Annotated in this window: 19 protein-coding genes and 1 pseudogene; 14 read left to right on the top strand and 6 right to left on the bottom strand. The window is 40.7% G+C overall.

The features are described 5' to 3' along the window. The 5 genes from JOC94_RS20700 to JOC94_RS20680 all read left to right on the top strand — a co-directional run. Positions 1-182: hypothetical protein (locus tag JOC94_RS20700; RefSeq protein ID WP_205180286.1), on the top strand; the 182-nt coding region annotated here is incomplete at its 5' end. A gap of 397 nt (positions 183-579) precedes the next feature. Further along, positions 580-1,800, top strand: coding sequence for an MFS transporter (locus tag JOC94_RS20695; protein ID WP_077113425.1), 1,221 nt, complete (start codon positions 580-582; stop codon positions 1,798-1,800). A gap of 227 nt (positions 1,801-2,027) precedes the next feature. Continuing rightward, positions 2,028-2,840, top strand: coding sequence for a 3D domain-containing protein (locus JOC94_RS20690; RefSeq protein WP_077113426.1), 813 nt, complete (start codon positions 2,028-2,030; stop codon positions 2,838-2,840). A gap of 97 nt (positions 2,841-2,937) precedes the next feature. After that, positions 2,938-3,363, top strand: a complete 426-nt coding sequence (locus JOC94_RS20685; protein ID WP_077113427.1) for a general stress protein — start codon at positions 2,938-2,940, stop codon at positions 3,361-3,363. Between the two features lie 76 nt (positions 3,364-3,439). Further along, the gene (locus tag JOC94_RS20680) at positions 3,440-4,087 is read left to right on the top strand and encodes a lytic transglycosylase domain-containing protein (protein ID WP_253191927.1); all 648 of its coding nucleotides are present in this window, start codon (positions 3,440-3,442) and stop codon (positions 4,085-4,087) included. Positions 4,088-4,094: 7 nt separating this feature from the next. Here JOC94_RS20680 and JOC94_RS20675 read toward each other — a convergent pair whose 3' ends face one another. Beyond that, positions 4,095-4,346, bottom strand: a complete 252-nt coding sequence (locus JOC94_RS20675; protein WP_077113428.1) for a GlsB/YeaQ/YmgE family stress response membrane protein — start codon at positions 4,344-4,346, stop codon at positions 4,095-4,097. Between the two features lie 127 nt (positions 4,347-4,473). Between JOC94_RS20675 and JOC94_RS20670 the strand changes: the two genes are divergently transcribed. The 5 genes from JOC94_RS20670 to tlp all read left to right on the top strand — a co-directional run bounded on the left by JOC94_RS20670 (position 4,474) and on the right by tlp (position 8,958). Continuing rightward, a complete protein-coding gene (locus JOC94_RS20670; protein ID WP_077113524.1) occupies positions 4,474-5,184 on the top strand; it encodes a thermonuclease family protein in 711 nt (236 codons plus the stop codon). 196 nt (positions 5,185-5,380) lie between these two features. Continuing rightward, positions 5,381-8,098: an aconitate hydratase AcnA gene (gene acnA, locus JOC94_RS20665; RefSeq protein WP_077113429.1), complete on the top strand. Its 2,718-nt coding sequence runs from the start codon at positions 5,381-5,383 to the stop codon at positions 8,096-8,098. Between the two features lie 280 nt (positions 8,099-8,378). Next, a complete protein-coding gene (locus JOC94_RS20660) occupies positions 8,379-8,507 on the top strand; it encodes an FbpB family small basic protein (protein ID WP_077113430.1) in 129 nt (42 codons plus the stop codon). Positions 8,508-8,565: 58 nt separating this feature from the next. After that, positions 8,566-8,709, top strand: a complete 144-nt coding sequence (gene sspN / locus JOC94_RS20655; protein WP_077113431.1) for a small acid-soluble spore protein N — start codon at positions 8,566-8,568, stop codon at positions 8,707-8,709. Between the two features lie 24 nt (positions 8,710-8,733). Then, a complete protein-coding gene (gene tlp / locus JOC94_RS20650; RefSeq protein WP_077113432.1) occupies positions 8,734-8,958 on the top strand; it encodes a small acid-soluble spore protein Tlp in 225 nt (74 codons plus the stop codon). 387 nt (positions 8,959-9,345) lie between these two features. On the opposite strand, the gene JOC94_RS20645 is transcribed toward tlp, so the two are convergent. Further along, a complete protein-coding gene (locus JOC94_RS20645) occupies positions 9,346-10,371 on the bottom strand; it encodes a DUF2332 domain-containing protein (RefSeq protein WP_077113433.1) in 1,026 nt (341 codons plus the stop codon). 155 nt (positions 10,372-10,526) lie between these two features. Next, a pseudogene (locus JOC94_RS23060) lies at positions 10,527-10,772 on the bottom strand (helix-turn-helix domain-containing protein); the annotation flags it as partial. 926 nt (positions 10,773-11,698) lie between these two features. Between JOC94_RS23060 and JOC94_RS20630 the strand changes: the two are divergent. From JOC94_RS20630 to JOC94_RS20615, 4 genes are all read left to right on the top strand, one after another. Continuing rightward, entirely contained in the window at positions 11,699-12,079 is a 381-nt protein-coding gene (locus JOC94_RS20630) for a MarR family winged helix-turn-helix transcriptional regulator (RefSeq protein WP_083717678.1), read from the top strand. A 70-nt stretch (positions 12,080-12,149) separates the two neighbouring features. Continuing rightward, positions 12,150-13,007: an MBL fold metallo-hydrolase gene (locus JOC94_RS20625; protein ID WP_077113434.1), complete on the top strand. Its 858-nt coding sequence runs from the start codon at positions 12,150-12,152 to the stop codon at positions 13,005-13,007. 484 nt (positions 13,008-13,491) lie between these two features. Further along, complete coding sequence (locus JOC94_RS20620; protein WP_077113435.1) at positions 13,492-13,926, top strand: acyl-CoA thioesterase; 435 nt, start codon at positions 13,492-13,494, stop codon at positions 13,924-13,926. Positions 13,927-13,937: 11 nt separating this feature from the next. Further along, on the top strand, positions 13,938-14,237 hold the full coding sequence (locus JOC94_RS20615) for a hypothetical protein (protein ID WP_077113436.1): 300 nt from the start codon (positions 13,938-13,940) through the stop codon (positions 14,235-14,237). 446 nt (positions 14,238-14,683) lie between these two features. Here JOC94_RS20615 and JOC94_RS20610 read toward each other — a convergent pair whose 3' ends face one another. From JOC94_RS20610 to plsY, 3 genes are read right to left on the bottom strand one after another with little or no spacing between them, the layout of a single operon-like run. Beyond that, positions 14,684-14,971, bottom strand: a complete 288-nt coding sequence (locus JOC94_RS20610) for a HesB/YadR/YfhF family protein (RefSeq protein WP_077113437.1) — start codon at positions 14,969-14,971, stop codon at positions 14,684-14,686. A gap of 39 nt (positions 14,972-15,010) precedes the next feature. Next, on the bottom strand, positions 15,011-16,141 hold the full coding sequence (locus JOC94_RS20605; RefSeq protein ID WP_077113438.1) for a CapA family protein: 1,131 nt from the start codon (positions 16,139-16,141) through the stop codon (positions 15,011-15,013). A gap of 31 nt (positions 16,142-16,172) precedes the next feature. Next, on the bottom strand, positions 16,173-16,754 hold the full coding sequence (gene plsY, locus JOC94_RS20600; protein WP_077113525.1) for a glycerol-3-phosphate 1-O-acyltransferase PlsY: 582 nt from the start codon (positions 16,752-16,754) through the stop codon (positions 16,173-16,175). Positions 16,755-16,998 lie beyond the last annotated feature (244 nt).

The raw sequence follows: 16,998 nt of genomic DNA, 5'->3' as shown, positions 1-16,998 counted from the left end.
TGCCAGTAAAAGCCCGATTGGATCAACTAACAATCAGCGGACAACAGCTGATTGAAGTTTCACTGTATCCCGCTTTAACTGGCAGTAAGTCCCCGGTTCAACGCATCGAGATAAAACGAGAACCAGTGCGGGATCAACTGCCAGTAAAAGCCCGATTGGATCAACTAACAATCAGCGGATAACAGCTGATTGAAGTTTCACTATATCCCGCTTTAACTGGCAGTAAGTCCCCGATTCAACGCATCGAGATAAAACGAGAACAGTGCGGGGCAACTGCCAGTAAACATCCGATGTGTTTGGGTTAACATGACAAAAGCTTCGACAGCATTGTCACACGAAGAAAAAGCGCAAGTTTTTTCGAGCGATGCTGCTGCCTGGTCCTTGCTTTGCCAACAGAACGCTTTCGCTGTTAGCCATTGTCCTGCTTCTCATCAGCGAATCAAAACCTCGCTGATTGAAGTTTCCTTCAACCGCTCAAAACTTTCGAAAAACGAAATGATTTGCTTGTAATATGAATTTGTTCCATATATGTTAAGATTAGGCATTTTAATACACGTTGTAACGAAAGGTGAACGCAAAATGCAGAACAGGAAACGTGGGCATCAAACAGCACTATGGACAAAGTCTTTTACAATGCTTGTCATTGCCAGCTTATTTTTATTTATGAGCTTTCAAATGCTCATTCCGACATTGCCCCCTTATATTAAGTCATTGGGCGCTTCGGGGTTTGAAATCGGAATGATTACTTTAGTGTTTTCGGTTGGTGCGGTATTAACCAGGCCGTTAATCGGATACATGCTAGAGTTTCGGCCGCGTAAACCGCTTGTATTAATTGGAGCTGGCGGATTATTGGCCGTTACCATTTTATACCCGCTCACACAAATCGTCACGATTTTGTTGTTGTTCAGGCTGCTTCACGGATTAATGTGGGGCTGGTCGTCAACTGTTAACGGAACAGCTGCTGTTGATCTTGTTCCTAATGAGCGGTTGGGGGAAGGGATGGGATATTATGGCCTTTCCATTACGGTCGGCATGATTATCGCTCCCAGTCTGGGAATCTATGTATATCAAAACTTTCCTTTTACAGTATTAATTGTCATTTCGGCCCTGCTGGGATTCATTGCTTTCATTTTACTTGCTTTCATTCAATATCATACCCCTGACAATATCCTGATTGCCAATCGAAAAAACCTGCAATTTTCCATTGTTGATTCTCTAGTTGAAAAATCTAGTTTGACACCGGCGGTCATTACTTTTCTCGCAACGTTTGGATACGGAACGATTGTCACTTTTATCGTCATTTTTGCTGAAGAAAGGGGCATAGCAGAAATCTTTTTATTTTATTTGCTTAATGCCTTAACAGCTACTTTGATCCGTCCGATAACCGGGAGATGGTTTGACCGGAAAGGTCCTATCCAATTAGTTGCTTTTTGTTCACTCTTAACCTTTATTTCTATGTGGATGTTGTCTTTTTCGAGCAATTGGCTTGGCATTGTGGTGGCGGGAACGTTGTTTGGAGCCGGGTACGGTTCTTTAATTCCCGCATTGCAGGCCTGGGTGCTGGCCATGACCCCCCATCAGCGCAGGGGAGTAGCAAATGGCATGTTCTATTCCGCGATTGATCTTGGAATCGGATTAAGCGGTCTCGTTTTCGGCTTGATTGCCCTGTTTGTCGGTACTGCGCAGTTGTTTCAAATTTCGAGTTTCTTTTTCCTGATTGTGGTCTTCATAACGCTCTCCGTAGGGAAAAAATGGCAGAAAGAATCGGAAACAAGAAAGAAAAGGGAATTTCTGCTTTAAGGTACGTGAAGAAAGGCGACTGTAATGCTTTTTTAGCGATTATCCTTTGTCGTTCATTGTCCTTTATTAACTTATCGGAAATAAGCCAATCGAAGCATGACGAATGTAATGGCCTGCAATAAACTTGTAATTAAACGAAAATATTCTTGTTAATGGATTGATATGTTCCTCTGATACGATAGGCATCGTTAGTTAGTATTCAACTAACAAAAAAGGAGGAACAAAAAATGAGGAGAAAAATTTTCGCGCTTATTGCAGGAGTCGCGCTCGTGGGCTTTTTTTCCGGGAAAGTTTCTGCCGCAACGCACGTCGTACAACAGGGCGACTCATTATGGAGCATTTCTCAAAACTATGGAACCTCTGTAAATCAGTTAAAGGCGATTAACAACCTAAATGGTGATCTTATATATCCAAATCAGCAGTTACATATATCTGCCGAGGAAAAAACGGAAAGTCAAGATCAGTTATATAAAGTTGCCGAGGGAGATTCCCTGTGGAAAATAGGAAACAAGTATGGCGTGTCTGTTGCGGATTTAAAAGCTTGGAATAACCTGTCTTCTGACATTATTCATCCTGGACAGTCGTTGGCAGTTTCAAAGGGAGCTGCTCCAGCCCCCGAGCAAAAACAAGCCACAAACAGCCAAGCTGTTCAACAGAACAAACCGGCGCCCAAAGCACCTGCGGCAAAACCCGCACCCGCTCCTGTTCAAAAAGAAGCGCAGCCTGCCACCACCGGCAGTGAAGCTTCCGGAAAGGAAATGACCGTAACGGCTACCGCATATACAGCATATTGCAATGGCTGTTCAGGTGTTACTGCCACTGGAATCGACCTGCGTTCCAATCCGGGCATGAAAGTTATAGCTGTTGATCCATCTGTCATTCCACTTGGTTCCAAAGTATATGTGGAAGGTTACGGTACAGCTATTGCCGGGGATACCGGCGGGGCAATTAAAGGAAACAAAATAGATATATTCATGCCCGATAAAAATGCTGCTACACAATTTGGCAGAAAAACAGTTAAAATTAAACTGTTACATTAAATAAGTCACTTAACGAACCCAACCTGATCAGATCCGGTTGGGTTTTGTTTTATACAAGCCGGAATTGGGGTACGATAACTCCAAGGAGGGTGAACATATGAATTTGTCTTTGATTGGTGTGTATGATTCGGAACAAGATGTCATCAATATGGTAAAAACATGTGAATCAAAAGGATTTAAAAGCGAAAACTTTTCTGTATTGGCATTGGAAGATGCGAAAATAAATTCCATACAAAAAGAAACTCACATCCAGCACCAACATTCGCCCAGCGAAGAAGCGTTTGGCATCATCAGCGGCTTTCTTACGGGAATTAGCGGCGGATTTATTGTGCCCGGATTGACGGTTCCCGGACTTGGCCCTTTGTTGGCGGCGGGTCCTCTTGCTTCTTACTTTGAGGGAACAAGCCACCAAGACGTGAAAGATTTGCTTTTATCGTGTGGATTACATGAGGAAGAGGCAGATGCATGCTATTCCCATTTAGAAAGCGGAAAAATCCTTCTATTTTACGCCGGAAAGGAATGACACTTCCCTTGAAAAAAAGTCGCTTCTCTCCCATAATAAAGAGCGGATAAGTCCTTACAAAGGAGAGAAACACAGCGTGAAGAAGCAAATCCAAAAAAAGCCAAGCTCGTCCAAACGGCAGTCAAGGCGGCGGCATACCATCTTGCTTGTATTGATAAGTGCCTTTTTAATGTTTATGGCGCTTTATACATATACAGACAATCAAATAGAGCCGCCGCAATTAGAGGATGAAGTGCCTTCGAATTTTATCCCCATTTATAAAGCGGCGGAAAAAGAGTTTGGCGTACCTTGGTATTTATTAGCAGCCCACCATCGTGTAGAAACTATTTTTTCAACGATGGATCCGATGATCTCTCCAGTCGGTGCGGAAGGCCATATGCAATTTATGCCTTGCACTTTTGTAGGGTGGGCACACCCGACTTGTTCCGGATTAGGGGAGGGCAATATTCCCGAAGAGGAAAAGACGGATCCCGCGGTGATTAAACAGTATGGTGGCTACGGAATCGATGCCAATGGAGATGGAATTGCTGATCCTTTCGACTTGGAAGACGCCATCTTTAGTGCAGCCAACTATTTGGCTAAAAATGGAGCAAATAACGGCGAACTGCGAAAAGCGGTCTATGCATACAATCACAGTGAAGAATATGTTGATGAGGTTTTATATTTCGCTAAAAGATTTCAAGAGTTGGAAAATAAAACGGGAGCAACAAGCTCCCGTTTTTAAAAGTGCGTTATTTTCTTGCCATCGCTCCCATAATAAGACTTAATACGAGTACAAGAATGATGGCTCCGATGAGTGCAGGAACAATGGCCATATCGGCTATCGTAGGTCCCCAGTCTCCAAACAAAGCGCCGCCAATCCAAGCGCCAACAATTCCGGCAATAATGTTTCCAATGATGCCACCCGGGACATCTTTTCCGAGTATTAAACCCGCTAACCAGCCAATAACTCCACCTATAATAAGATAAAGAATAAAGCTCATGAAGATCATCTCCTTTTTAGGAATTTATTTTATTGAGTGGATATGGTTTTATTATTGCCCATTCAATAATGCGATAAACATATTTTACTTTATGTATCTAAAAAAATACTTGCAGGGAAGGGACATCATGGGGAAGAAATTTTTTTCTTTTGTTGTGGCCATATTCATGCTCTGGGGATGTTCTGCCGAAGAAAGTGGACAAAGTAAAAACATAAAGGGGATGGAAGCCACTGTTGTTCATGTTGTTGACGGTGATACGATCGATGTCCAACTCAAAGACGGACGGAAAGAACGTGTCCGTATGCTGCTTATCGATACACCGGAAACGAAACACCCCAGGCTAGGTGTGCAGCCTTTCGGCCCGGAGGCATCTGATTTTACGAAAAATGTACTATATCAAAAACAAGTAGTCTTGGAAATGGATGTATCCGAACGCGATAAATATGGACGGCTCCTCGCTTATGTGTGGCTGGAAAATGAAAATGTTAACCGCAAATTATTGGAACAAGGATTGGCGCGTGTGGCCATTTTTCCTCCGGATATAAAATACTTGGACGAATTTGAAAAAGTACAGGAGGAAGCCCGCCAAAGCAAACGGGGCATATGGTCACTAGAAGATTACGTTCATGACCGAGGCTTTCAAGATTCCCCGAAAACAACAGGGGAAGCGTCTAAAAAAGACCGTGACGGCTGCGATATAAAAGGAAATATTAATAGCAAAAAGGAAAAAATTTATCATTTGCCGGACGGCCAATATTATGATAGTGTCATTCCGGAAATGTGGTTTTGCTCCGAAGCAGAAGCTGAAAATGCCGGTTTCCGTCCATCCAAAAGATAAATGAAAAATGGGTGCAAATATTTTAATGTATCATGAAAAAATTTTTAAAATAAGTATTGCTTATGAAAAACGATAACTTTCTTATCATTTACTTATGTCAAATGTTGTAATAAAATATATGGGTGGAGGTAAACGACTAAAGAAGTGTTGTTTATCGGTTTTCGGAAATTTAATAAACATAAAAGGGGTAATTGAAATGGCGCAACCAAAAAACGATATTTTTAATGCCCGTTCGTCATTTGAGATTGACGGAAAAAGATATCATTATTACCGCCTTGCCGCATTGGAAGAAGCAGGAGTAGCGACGGTTTCCCGTTTGCCGTATTCCATTAAAGTGCTTCTCGAGTCTGTTCTTAGGCAATATGACGGCAGGGTCATTACAAAAGAGCATGTTGAAAATTTGGCAAAATGGGCGACAGGCGAAGTACAGAATGGAGAAGTTCCATTTAAACCTTCAAGGGTTATTTTGCAAGACTTTACCGGAGTTCCTGCAGTAGTCGACCTTGCCGCACTAAGAAAAGCAATGTCTGACCTTGGCGGGGATGCTGAAAAAATCAACCCGGAAATACCTGTCGACTTAGTTATTGACCATTCTGTCCAAGTTGATACGTATGGTACGCCAGAAGCACTGCAAATTAATATGGATTATGAATTTGAGCGCAATGCTGAACGCTATGAGTTTTTAAGCTGGGCTCAAAAGGCTTTTGACAACTATCGCGCAGTTCCGCCGGCAACAGGAATTGTCCACCAAGTGAACTTGGAATATTTGGCGAATGTCGTTCATGCCATTGAAACACCAGCAGGCGACTATGAAGCTTATCCTGATACTCTTGTGGGAACGGATTCCCACACGACGATGATTAACGGGGTCGGTGTACTCGGATGGGGTGTCGGCGGTATTGAAGCTGAGGCCGGAATGCTTGGCCAGCCTTCTTATTTCCCGATCCCTGAAGTTGTCGGAGTGAAGTTGATCGGTGAACTTCCAAACGGAGCTACAGCAACTGACTTGGCATTAAAAGTGACAAACGTTCTACGTACACACGGCGTTGTCGGCAAGTTCGTTGAGTTTTTCGGTGACGGAGTCGCTTCACTGCCGCTTGCAGACCGGGCTACGGTTGCCAATATGGCACCTGAATACGGTGCTACATGTGGGTTTTTCCCGGTAGACGAAGAAACATTAAACTACTTGCGTTTGACGGGACGCCCGGAAGAGCAAGTCAAGTTGGTTGAAAAATATTTAAAAGAAAATGACATGTTCTTCACGATAGACAAAGCAGAGCCGGTATATAAAGACATTGTTGAAATCGATCTTTCCAAAATTGAAGCAAACTTGTCCGGACCAAAACGTCCGCAAGACTTGATCGCACTTTCCCAAATGCAAAAAACATTTAAGGATGCATTGACAGCACCTGTAAGCAACCAGAGTTTTGGATTGGATCCTGCTGAAATTACAAAAGAAGTGACCGTTACATTCGAAGACGGCTCGGAGTCCGTGATGAAAACCGGCGCTCTTGTCATCGCTGCGATTACAAGCTGTACGAATACATCCAACCCTTACGTCATGCTGGGAGCCGGTCTGCTTGCGAAAAAAGCGGTTGAAAAAGGCCTGCAAGTGCCTAAGCATGTTAAAACGTCCCTTGCACCGGGATCAAAAGTCGTTACAGGGTACTTGCGGGATGCCGGCTTGATGCCGTATATGTCCCAGCTTGGTTTTAACCTTGTCGGGTATGGCTGTACAACATGTATCGGAAACTCCGGTCCGCTGAAAGAGGAAATTGAAAAAGCCATCGTGGAAAACGATTTGTTGGTAACATCCATTTTATCAGGTAACCGCAACTTCGAAGGGCGCATCCATCCGCTTGTGAGAGGAAACTATCTGGCTTCTCCTCCGCTTGTAGTGGCATATGCCCTTGCCGGAACAATCGACATCGACTTGACGAAAGACCCGCTCGGAAAAGACAGGGACGGCAATGATGTGTATATGAAAGATATTTGGCCATCCAAAGAAGAAGTGTTGGAAACTGTCCAAAAAACGGTTACACCTGATTTGTTCCGTAAGGAATATGAGCATGTATTCAGCGACAACAAGCGTTGGAACGAAATCAAAACGAGCAACGATCCACTTTACAACTGGAATTCAGACTCAACTTACATTCAAAATCCGCCGTTCTTTGAAAACTTGTCCAAGGAATTGGCGACGATCGAACCGCTGACAAACATGCGGATTGTCGGTAAATTCGGGGATTCCGTCACAACGGACCATATTTCTCCGGCAGGAGCGATCGGCAAAGATACGCCTGCAGGAAAATACTTGCTGGAAAAAGGCGTTCAACCGCGCGACTTTAACTCATACGGTTCTCGCCGCGGTAACCACGAAGTCATGATGCGCGGCACATTTGCCAACATCCGCATTCGCAACCAGATTGCACCTGGAACAGAAGGTGGTTTTTCCACATACTGGCCAACAGGCGAAGTCAGCTCCATGTACGATACATGCATGAAATACAAAGAGGATGGAACGGGTCTTGTTGTGATTGCCGGAAAAGATTACGGAATGGGTTCATCCCGTGACTGGGCAGCCAAAGGAACGTATTTGCTCGGCATCAGAACAGTAATAGCTGAAAGCTTTGAACGGATCCATCGCTCTAACTTGGCCATGATGGGCGTATTACCATTGCAATTTAAAAAAGGCGAAAATGCCGAAACACTCGGTTTGACAGGCAAAGAGGTTATAAACGTCCACATTGATGAAAATGTGAAGCCGAGAGATATAGTGAAAGTAACAGCTGTTTCCGAAGACGGAAGCAAAAAAGAATTTGAAGTACTTGTGCGTTTCGACTCGATCGTTGAAATCGACTATTACCGTAACGGAGGCATTTTGCCTCTCGTACTTCGGGAAAAGCTTGCCCGATAAAGTGAAAGGCGGGGGTGGTTCATCCCCGCCTTCTCATGATTCAATCTTCATCAATATCTAAACTCATAAAGGTGGGAAATATTTTTTCATCACCACTTTATGAGTTTTTTTTATGGCTTGATGCAAGATAACGTAATTTACGCCAGCCCTTTTGATAATGCTGTATGGGGGGCGCGAAAAAAGGGGAAAAACATCTTGCCTAAAAAAGTTTGAAAATTGGTTTAATTCAGCGCGAAAATGCGCATAGTAAAAAAGAATAATGAAAAGAGGAGTGAAAAACATGAAAAAAACTCGAAGAAAATCATTAATGGATCTTGTCCAAGAAAATAAGGAAATGCTTTTAAGGGATATGGATGCGCTGGAAAGGATAGAGGATCGCTTAGAGAAAAGACTCGTGAGAAAGCTTTGAAAAAGGGCACATACTTACGATTAATAAGGCAACAATAACGTAAAGAAGGGGGAGAAACATGAAAAATCAATCCAGAAATCAACAACCGTTCACCCCTAATAATCCGGGGGAAAAGCCAGTCGCCATTGATGCCAATAAAGGGAAGAAAATGGCTGATAAAACAGGTCGGCACCCGGATGTTATTCAAACAAAAGGAGAATAACCTGAACACAGGAGGTATTTCAGATTGGCAAACAACAGGCCAAAGCCCGATAATCGCACCGACAACGTAGAAAAATTACAAAAAATGGTTCATGACACGATTGAAAACATGGAAGCTGCCGAGGAATCGATGCAATTTGCCGAAGGAGAACAGAAGGCGCAAATTGAGCGCAAGAACGAGCGCAGAAGAGAAAGCATCGAAGGAATGCGGGAAGAAATCAAAGACGAAGCAGCCCAGCAAAACAAATAGTCCTAGCAAAAAGCCGGTGTATGACCGGCTTTTTGCTCTTAAAAATGTGATTGATCACCTAATACGAATATTCCAGAAACATTTTACAACAGATGCTGTATAGAGGAAAAACCGCCCTTGAAATTGAATCGACTGAGGCTTGGAAGGAAACTCGTCTCATGCAAGTAATTCAATGTTTTCCTGAGATTTTTTGAGTAACAATGCAAAGTTTAACAAACTTTTCATTTTTATATAAAGAAAATTCCCACCCCCTGTTAATACAGCCATAGTATATCGAGGGTGAATGGTAAAAGAGAGAAACTTGTTCAGCGGTTTTAGTACATTCACACGCTAGTGGGGATATTGCGGCATTTGGGTAAAAATACAGAATTGCTTATCAGGAATTTTCTATTCAATATTCCACTCGAACCATCTTCCGTGACCATCAGTTGAACCAATAGTTTGATTGTATTCAACACCATCAATAAAATAATCAAGATGCAGGTTTCTATCCCACATATTGTTATAAAGATGGAAAACGTCTCTTTTGCTCCCGATTGTTTTAATCTTATTTAGAAGATCGTACTTTAAATCCTCCGGTATTTGATTTGCAACATGAGTATGGAAAATACAAATGGCAGTGTTTTTAGGAAGTGTTTCTACAACTTCTGTTAAGAGGGCTACTCCATCTCCTTCAAGAAGTTCAACGGGATTTTCATTAAAACACTTAGCAGACTTTTCAAAAAGTTCTTTTCTCTCCTTATGTTCAGGCCAAATAAGGGATTTCAACCACAAATAATCTTCTGAGTTGCTTAAATCACTTATATGTAAATCTATTCCTAGCTTTGAAACTACTGGAGGACTTTCTTTGAACAATAAAGGAACATTATCCCCTTTTACTTCAGAAGTTATATGAACATTTGAAAGTTTATTTCCGTAAACTACATTGTTTCCATATGAATAATTGTAATGGTTCCATAAAAGCTGAAGGCCTGCACTCGTTCCAATTTCAATTAAAGATAAAGGTTTTTGTATTTTATTATAAACATAACAAAAGGTAGGATACAGGTAAGCACAACGCCTTACTTCGTTAGTTTGTACTAACTTAATTGTAAGAAGTGAAATAATTTCATCTCTATAAATCTGACAAAAATCCTTGAAATGAACAAAGGCTCCTTCTATCTCTTTTGGATCAGGAACAATGCTTGGATAGTAATCCCTTAATAAATGATCTCTGCCTTTTAACAATAGGTAATGAACAGCACCCAAAAGCAAATTTGGAACTGGCTGGCCAACTTTAGCAAAAGAACATAATTCCAGTATTTCATCATCTTCAGCTATTTTTCTAGACAAAAGTTCATATAACCGACTTGAACCTTTACATTCAATATCAGCAAAATTCTTAAATCGCACGGATAATTGTGATTGATCCATTTCAACTCCCCTTTTTATTAACTTATTTTAACCATTTCTTGTTTCTTGGCGTTGTTTCATTGGACTGCCCTGTTTGCATAATACCAATTATGTTAATAATCTTGTGATTTGAGCAAATATTTTATTCCGCAATCGGGTCTTTGGAATAAGGAAGATTATTTGTTCCCTTCCGGTAGCTTTCTATATAATGAGGCTCTAGACACATTTGTAATTTCGCAAATTTGATTTACAGTCATACCTCCCTCTTTATAGAGTTTTACTGCATAATTCCATTCCTGCGTGATTCTTATGATACTTCTTGAATAGCCCTTTAAACCTTCCTTCTTTCTTTGCCAACTCAATTCCTTGGCGTTGTCGCATACGAATAAGATTTCGATCTAATTATTAACACCAGCTATTACCTAATGAGGAATGGAATTAGAAACGGTACAAATTAGCCATTTGCATCGTAATCGGTTGTTACAACTATCTCGCTTAGTTTTAATAAAGATTTGTTACACCATATGTCGCCTTTAGGTTGGGAACATATCAATTTGCTAGGAGAATACCATTTTAATTCAGAGAAAATGGTCTCGTTCAGATTCTTTAAGAGCATTGAAACTTCCTTAACGTTGTTAAAAATAGGGGGATCGTCCCGAAAATGTGCTTAGCGTTGTAAATCCGCATTTTCCTGACGGTACCCCTAAATGAGTGATTACTCACAATTTCCAAAGAAAAATGCCCGTTTGATTGTATCCTGAAAAAGGTTATTTCAGTTGATCCTGTTTACGTAAAAGAAAAGCTAAAGTAAGATAGCGGGGATTGCCATAATCAAATTCTCCTTGTAATCTTTTAAAATAACAAGAAATGTACATTTATATTAAGATTAGCTACAGCTAACATAATAACATTTTTACGTTTTTCCCGTAATGTTCGTTGGTACCTGTTTGATTTTTTCACTCAATTTATGTTAACAGGTAGCTGTTTGCCAAACTGTCAAGTAGGCAGTGAAAAAACTATAATTGTACCGAACGGCAGGGGCCGTTTTAGGCAAAAATGGGATAATCGGATGATCATGTTGAATACCCCGTACATTAAATACACACCACACTAATATCCGGATAGAATACACAACCTCTATCTGTATTTTTAATAACAGCGTTTGCGTATATCATCACCACGCCAGTCTTAGGGTTTACACAATAATAAGTATCAATTTCCACCTTCACGTTAGAGAGTGATTGTGTAAGGTTTAAAAATAGGATTCGATTTTTTCCATAATTGACAAACCCATATATAGTTAAGTAAACTAAACTTAATTAATAAACAAAGGAGGGATGATCAATCAGTGCACGATTATGCAATAATGATCGACAAAATCAATCAAAAATTTGAGCAGTTCAAGTTGTTAATATTACAAGAAACCAAAGAGGTTGTGGAATTAGAGGACTTTCAATTAACTCCTCAACAAGAAATTGTCATGTTTTATATCATTCGTAATGAGCCTGTCATTGCAAAAGATATTGCAAATCATTTCGATATTTCCAAGAGTGCAGTTAGCCAAGTCATTTCCAAGCTTGAAGAAATGAAAATGATCGTTCGCCAAGAGAATGCAATAAACCGTAGAGAGACCTTCATTTATCTTGGGAAGAGGGGGCAAGTGTTTCATCAGCTGCTAAAAAAATCGACGGCATACTTGTGGAAAAATATTACTCAAAAGTATGCTTAACAGAGCTAAAAAATGTTCTTGATACATTGAATAAGATTGTCGGAACTACAAAAAACAAAGGGAGTTAAACATGGAGAACCATTTGCAACAACTAACCAATCGTATATATTATTTACCGGATGATCCTGAAACAGATCGACCGGTAATGTCTGCTATATGCGGAACTGACCAAACTTTAATTGTCGATGCAGGAAATTCTGCTAAACATGCCAAATTATTTCTTGATGAACTAGACCAATGGCAAATAACGAATCATCATGCTGTCGTATTAACACATTGGCACTGGGATCACAGCTTTGGAACAAATCAGTTAAATCGGTTAACCATAGCCCATGAAAACACAAAAATGCATCTTGAAAAAATGATGGAATATGATTGGTCAGATGAAGCTTTAGATCATCGTGTAGAAAAAGGTTTAGAGAATCCGTTTTGTTCAGAAATGATAAAAAAAGAATTTGGAGCAGACAGAGAAATCACTATCACGCTACCTCATATTACGTTTAAAGACAAATTGGAGATTGATTTAGGTGGTATTCGGTGTGTAGTCAAACATGTAGGTGGAGATCATTCTGATGACTCATCACTTATTTTTGTAGAGGAAGAAAAAGTACTTTTCTTAGGGGACTGCTTGTATCCAAGTATTTACACCAAAAAACCGGAATATAAGATTGATAATGTTAGACGCCTTTTGAAAAATATTGAAATGTTTGATGCCGAAATGTATGTGCTTTCGCATGAATCTCCATTATCAAAACATGATTTTATGGGGTATACATTTTTATTACAGCTCATTTGTGATGTATCAGAAAAACATCAAAGAGACCATTTGAATTTGGTGAATGAGTTGTCTACTCGACTAAATCGTAAGTTAAATCAGTTAGAAGAAGAAATTGTAGATTGTTTTATGAACGGGTTATCAGTTAGTTAAACGAAAGAACCATTAAATACTAAAAAAACGAGTGATACCAAAACAAATCATGCCTGAGAAGAGAAAAGCTCAGGCTTTTTTTAATAGGGTCATTATGGAAACAAGATGAATCAACTGTCATCATAGGCTTTTAAATGTTCCTAATGAAGATCGTGCGAAGGCCATGAACGGAACCCTCTACCATACAAGCTAGCAATCAACGAATAGATCAGAGCACCGTCATTCAACTATCTCACGACAAAATGTTGTTCCACGTTCCAGTGGCAGGGTATAGATCAGAGAAAATACGCCTCAAAGTGCCAAGGTACATATATCATGCATGTCAAATAAGCATTGTTGACGTATAATAGATGTGAGATATTCACTCCTGTTAGATTCTTTGCAGTGATATACAGGGGAGATGTTCCATTTTCGTTTCCTTGAAAGCTTTGAGGCTTTTATATAATGAAATCATCTATTATATTTTTGAAAGGTTGGTCTTTAAATGAGCCATGTTGTCGCACATACAAACATTGAAGTACGCTATGCGGAAACCGACCAAATGGGCGTTGTCCATCATTCCAATTACATTATTTGGATGGAGGTTGGACGCACGCAGCTTATGAAAGATTTAGGTTTTTCTTATGCGGAGATGGAAAAAAGCGGAATCCTCGCTCCGATTATTGATGTTCATGTTTCTTATAAAAAGCCGCTTACATATGGAGAGGAAGCGACCATTCAAACATGGATCGAAGAATATGACGGGTTCAAAGTAGTATACGGGTATGTTGTCTTGAACAAAGACGGCGAGATCGCCGTTTCGGGCACGACCGCCCATGTTTGTGTAAAAAAAGAGACTTTCCGTCCTGTTAGATTGAGCAAAGTATTTCCTGATTGGCATGATGCTTATGAAAGGGCAAAAAAGAAAAAAGATCATTAGGAGAGATTTCAGTGGCTTTTGGGATCACAAAGGAGCAGCTAAAGCTCTGGAAAAGAAAGATTGATCAGGGAGATGTAGCTTTTATTACCCACTATTGGCTGGATGACCGTTTTCCGGGGGCTAAAACGGTGACAAAGGTTGGATGCAAGGATATTGAACAGCTTGCCCGTTGGGGAGCGCGATACGGTTTGAAAAAAGAGTGGATACATATCCGCAAAGACGGGTATTCCCATTATGACCTGTTGGGAGACAAGCAAAGAATGATACTCAGGGCAGAAGGGAAATTGGACCAACTGGAATGTTTGACATAGCCCTATACTAAAAAATTGCCAAACTAGCGAGTAAATCGTAAAAGTTGTGAGTAACAGCTTCGGGTTTTTGAGTAAATTGTAAAAGCGGATAGTCATACTCAAAAATGGATAGTGTTACGGAAAAGCGGCGAGTAAATGGACCAAATCGAATCGTAATAGCGCAAAAGTCGGGAGTAAATCGAAAAAGTTGCTTGTAAACCCAATAGCAAAGTGTAAATGGATTTTTCACCATATGTTCTTGAATATACACAAAAAAATAAGAACAGTTCCGAAAGGCATTATCCGAATCTGCTCATTTCTCTATCCAAATACGGCCAACACTCCTGCAAAATGCACAGCTCTTGTCGAAATGTCTCAGAAAGAAACGACACGCTTCCTTATATGGCTTGCCATGTTGACAGAAAACGCCAAAGGTGTAAAAAGGTGCCATCTTCGGCACCTTCACATTAATCATATCGGTAAATCGGTCCGTCCGACTTTTCATCGTAATCTACCAAAAGGTCATGCTCATTGAAAAACCATACATCTCGTTCTTCGATAAAGTATTGGCACCCATCTTTGTTGACTATTACCGCCGGATCCATTGGCTCTTCTTTGTTCATTCCAAGAGAAAAGCCTTCGTGAAACGGACCGGACCCTCCATATCTCACAAAAAAACGGATGTAATCTCCTTCGTTTAAGTCCAATTCCTGTTTAAACCATTGTGCAGCTTGATCAGTAACTTTAATTTGCATGTTGTAACCTCCTGTCTTGAGCCCAACCTGTCCAGTTGATCAAGGAATGTGCATGAATGTATTGATGCTTCTAGAGTTTTCATTTGTCCATCCGTGCTTTGCGGCCTGATCAATAGGAAAGACACGATAATTTTTTCTTCCTTCATTCCCAGTAAAAGTCGGGTGAAAGTTTACTTTTTCTATAGTGGTCACTGTATTTCCCGGAATGCCAACCTTTTTTACGGTGATTTCAATCATTCCGCCAATGTCCCTGTAATTCAAATCTTGGCCAGATAAAAAATTGCCCAAGGAATAGACAACCATACCTTTTTTCCCGTCTTTTTGCTTTAAAAACTGTATGGGCTGAAGAACATGCGGATGATGTCCAAGAATGATGTCTGCTCCATTAAAAATGAATTCTTTTGCGAGCTCCTTTTGTGTTGCATTGGGTTGGCGGACATACTCATCCCCCCAGTGCAAAGCGACAACAACGACGTCTGCTTCTTTTTTCACTTTTTCAATATCAGAAAGAACGTTATGCTTCTCAAGCTTACTTACTAAATATTCTTTCCCATCGGGAACCCGTAGACCGTTAAAATGTTCAGCGTAGGCCAAAATGGCGATGCGGATTCCTTTTACTTCTACTATCCTAATCCGGGCTTTGTCTTCGGAGCTTTTAAAGGTTCCAGTATAATTCATGTTTTTCTTTTCATAATAACGGATGGCGTTTAAAATGCCGCTTTCTCCCTTATCAAGGGAATGGTTATTAGCTGTTGTGACAAAGTCAATCCCTGCATCCTGCAATGCATCTACAATTTCATGCGGGCTGTTAAAACGGGGATAGCCTGAAATGCCGAGTTCCTCTCCTCCCGGGATCGACTCCTGGTTGGCAATCAATAAATCTGGTTTTCGGAGTAACTGCTTGATGTGAGAAAACATCGGCGAAAAATCATAACCATTATGTGATCGCGCATCATTATACAACTTGTCGTGAATAAGAATATCCCCTATTCCGGCAATCGTGGCTTCCGTTTCGAAGCTTTTGGGTCGAAGATTAATCTCCTTAGCCGGCATAGTTTCAAAACCCTGATGAGGTGAATGTCGTTTCCGCTGTTCACTGCTCACCCCATAAAAAAATAATACGCTGGCCAGGCCCAAAAAAACGAGGAACAAATATACTTTATTTTTCATATAGAAAACCCGTCTTTCAGTCAATTGTTTGTTATATCCATTTCACTTTTGGCTCCGTTTTATCCCTTATTCGTTTTAAATTGGCCCTGTGCCTGTAAATGACAAACAGCTCCAGTGCTGAAACAACCAACACCAGCACCCAGTCACCAAGAATGATGCAATAAATAATGCCAAATAAGCCGGCCACCATTGAAGATAATGAAACATATTTTGATATTTTTAGAGTAAGTAAAAATCCGCTAACAAGAACAATAAATAGCCAATATTCATATCCCAGAAGCACACCTGCCGATGTAGCGACAGCCTTTCCCCCGCGAAAACCGGCAAACACCGGGAATGTATGACCTAGCACCGCAAACACACCCGCGAGCAAAGGATGCATATCAACGCTAAACAGGGTGGGCAAAAACGTAGCAGCCGTTCCTTTTAAAATATCCGCTGCCGTAACGGCTATCCCGGCTTTTTTACCTAATACGCGAAACGTATTAGTCCCCCCTAAATTGCCGCTGCCGTGTTCACGGATATCAATTCCATAAAATACTTTTCCTACAATTAAACCGGAAGGAATAGAACCAATCAAGTATGATAATAACAAAACAACGATTTGCATCATCAGCATTTGCCCCTCTTTCTATTAATCCACAAAAATGCTTTTTTATCCCGCATTAACTGGCAGTACAATCCCCTGCTCCAAAAATCAAGGTAATACAGGAAGCGAGCAGCGAGGATCTACTGCCAGTAAAAGCCCGATTGGATCAACTAACAATCAGCAAATACCTTGCTGATTGAAGTTTCACATATCCCGCATTAACTGGCAGTACAATCCCGCTCTAAAAATCAAAGGTAATACAGGAAGC

It is taken from the genome of Siminovitchia thermophila (assembly GCF_016909185.1).
In the GTDB taxonomy this organism is placed as follows: domain Bacteria; phylum Bacillota; class Bacilli; order Bacillales; family Bacillaceae_C; genus Siminovitchia; species Siminovitchia thermophila.
The sequence above is the reverse complement of the archived record's forward strand: the minus strand, read 5'-3'. Positions and strand labels throughout refer to the sequence as shown.

Coding starts and splice junctions, on each gene's coding strand:
- JOC94_RS20695 (WP_077113425.1), top strand. CDS start 580: ATGCAGAACAGGAAACGTGGGCATCAAACAGCACTATGGACAAAGTCT.
- JOC94_RS20690 (WP_077113426.1), top strand. CDS start 2,028: ATGAGGAGAAAAATTTTCGCGCTTATTGCAGGAGTCGCGCTCGTGGGC.
- JOC94_RS20685 (WP_077113427.1), top strand. CDS start 2,938: ATGAATTTGTCTTTGATTGGTGTGTATGATTCGGAACAAGATGTCATC.
- JOC94_RS20675 (WP_077113428.1), bottom strand. CDS start 4,346: ATGAGCTTTATTCTTTATCTTATTATAGGTGGAGTTATTGGCTGGTTA.
- JOC94_RS20670 (WP_077113524.1), top strand. CDS start 4,474: ATGGGGAAGAAATTTTTTTCTTTTGTTGTGGCCATATTCATGCTCTGG.
- acnA (WP_077113429.1), top strand. CDS start 5,381: ATGGCGCAACCAAAAAACGATATTTTTAATGCCCGTTCGTCATTTGAG.
- JOC94_RS20660 (WP_077113430.1), top strand. CDS start 8,379: ATGAAAAAAACTCGAAGAAAATCATTAATGGATCTTGTCCAAGAAAAT.
- sspN (WP_077113431.1), top strand. CDS start 8,566: ATGAAAAATCAATCCAGAAATCAACAACCGTTCACCCCTAATAATCCG.
- JOC94_RS20645 (WP_077113433.1), bottom strand. CDS start 10,371: ATGGATCAATCACAATTATCCGTGCGATTTAAGAATTTTGCTGATATT.
- JOC94_RS20625 (WP_077113434.1), top strand. CDS start 12,150: ATGGAGAACCATTTGCAACAACTAACCAATCGTATATATTATTTACCG.
- JOC94_RS20620 (WP_077113435.1), top strand. CDS start 13,492: ATGAGCCATGTTGTCGCACATACAAACATTGAAGTACGCTATGCGGAA.
- JOC94_RS20610 (WP_077113437.1), bottom strand. CDS start 14,971: ATGCAAATTAAAGTTACTGATCAAGCTGCACAATGGTTTAAACAGGAA.
- JOC94_RS20605 (WP_077113438.1), bottom strand. CDS start 16,141: ATGAAAAATAAAGTATATTTGTTCCTCGTTTTTTTGGGCCTGGCCAGC.
- plsY (WP_077113525.1), bottom strand. CDS start 16,754: ATGATGCAAATCGTTGTTTTGTTATTATCATACTTGATTGGTTCTATT.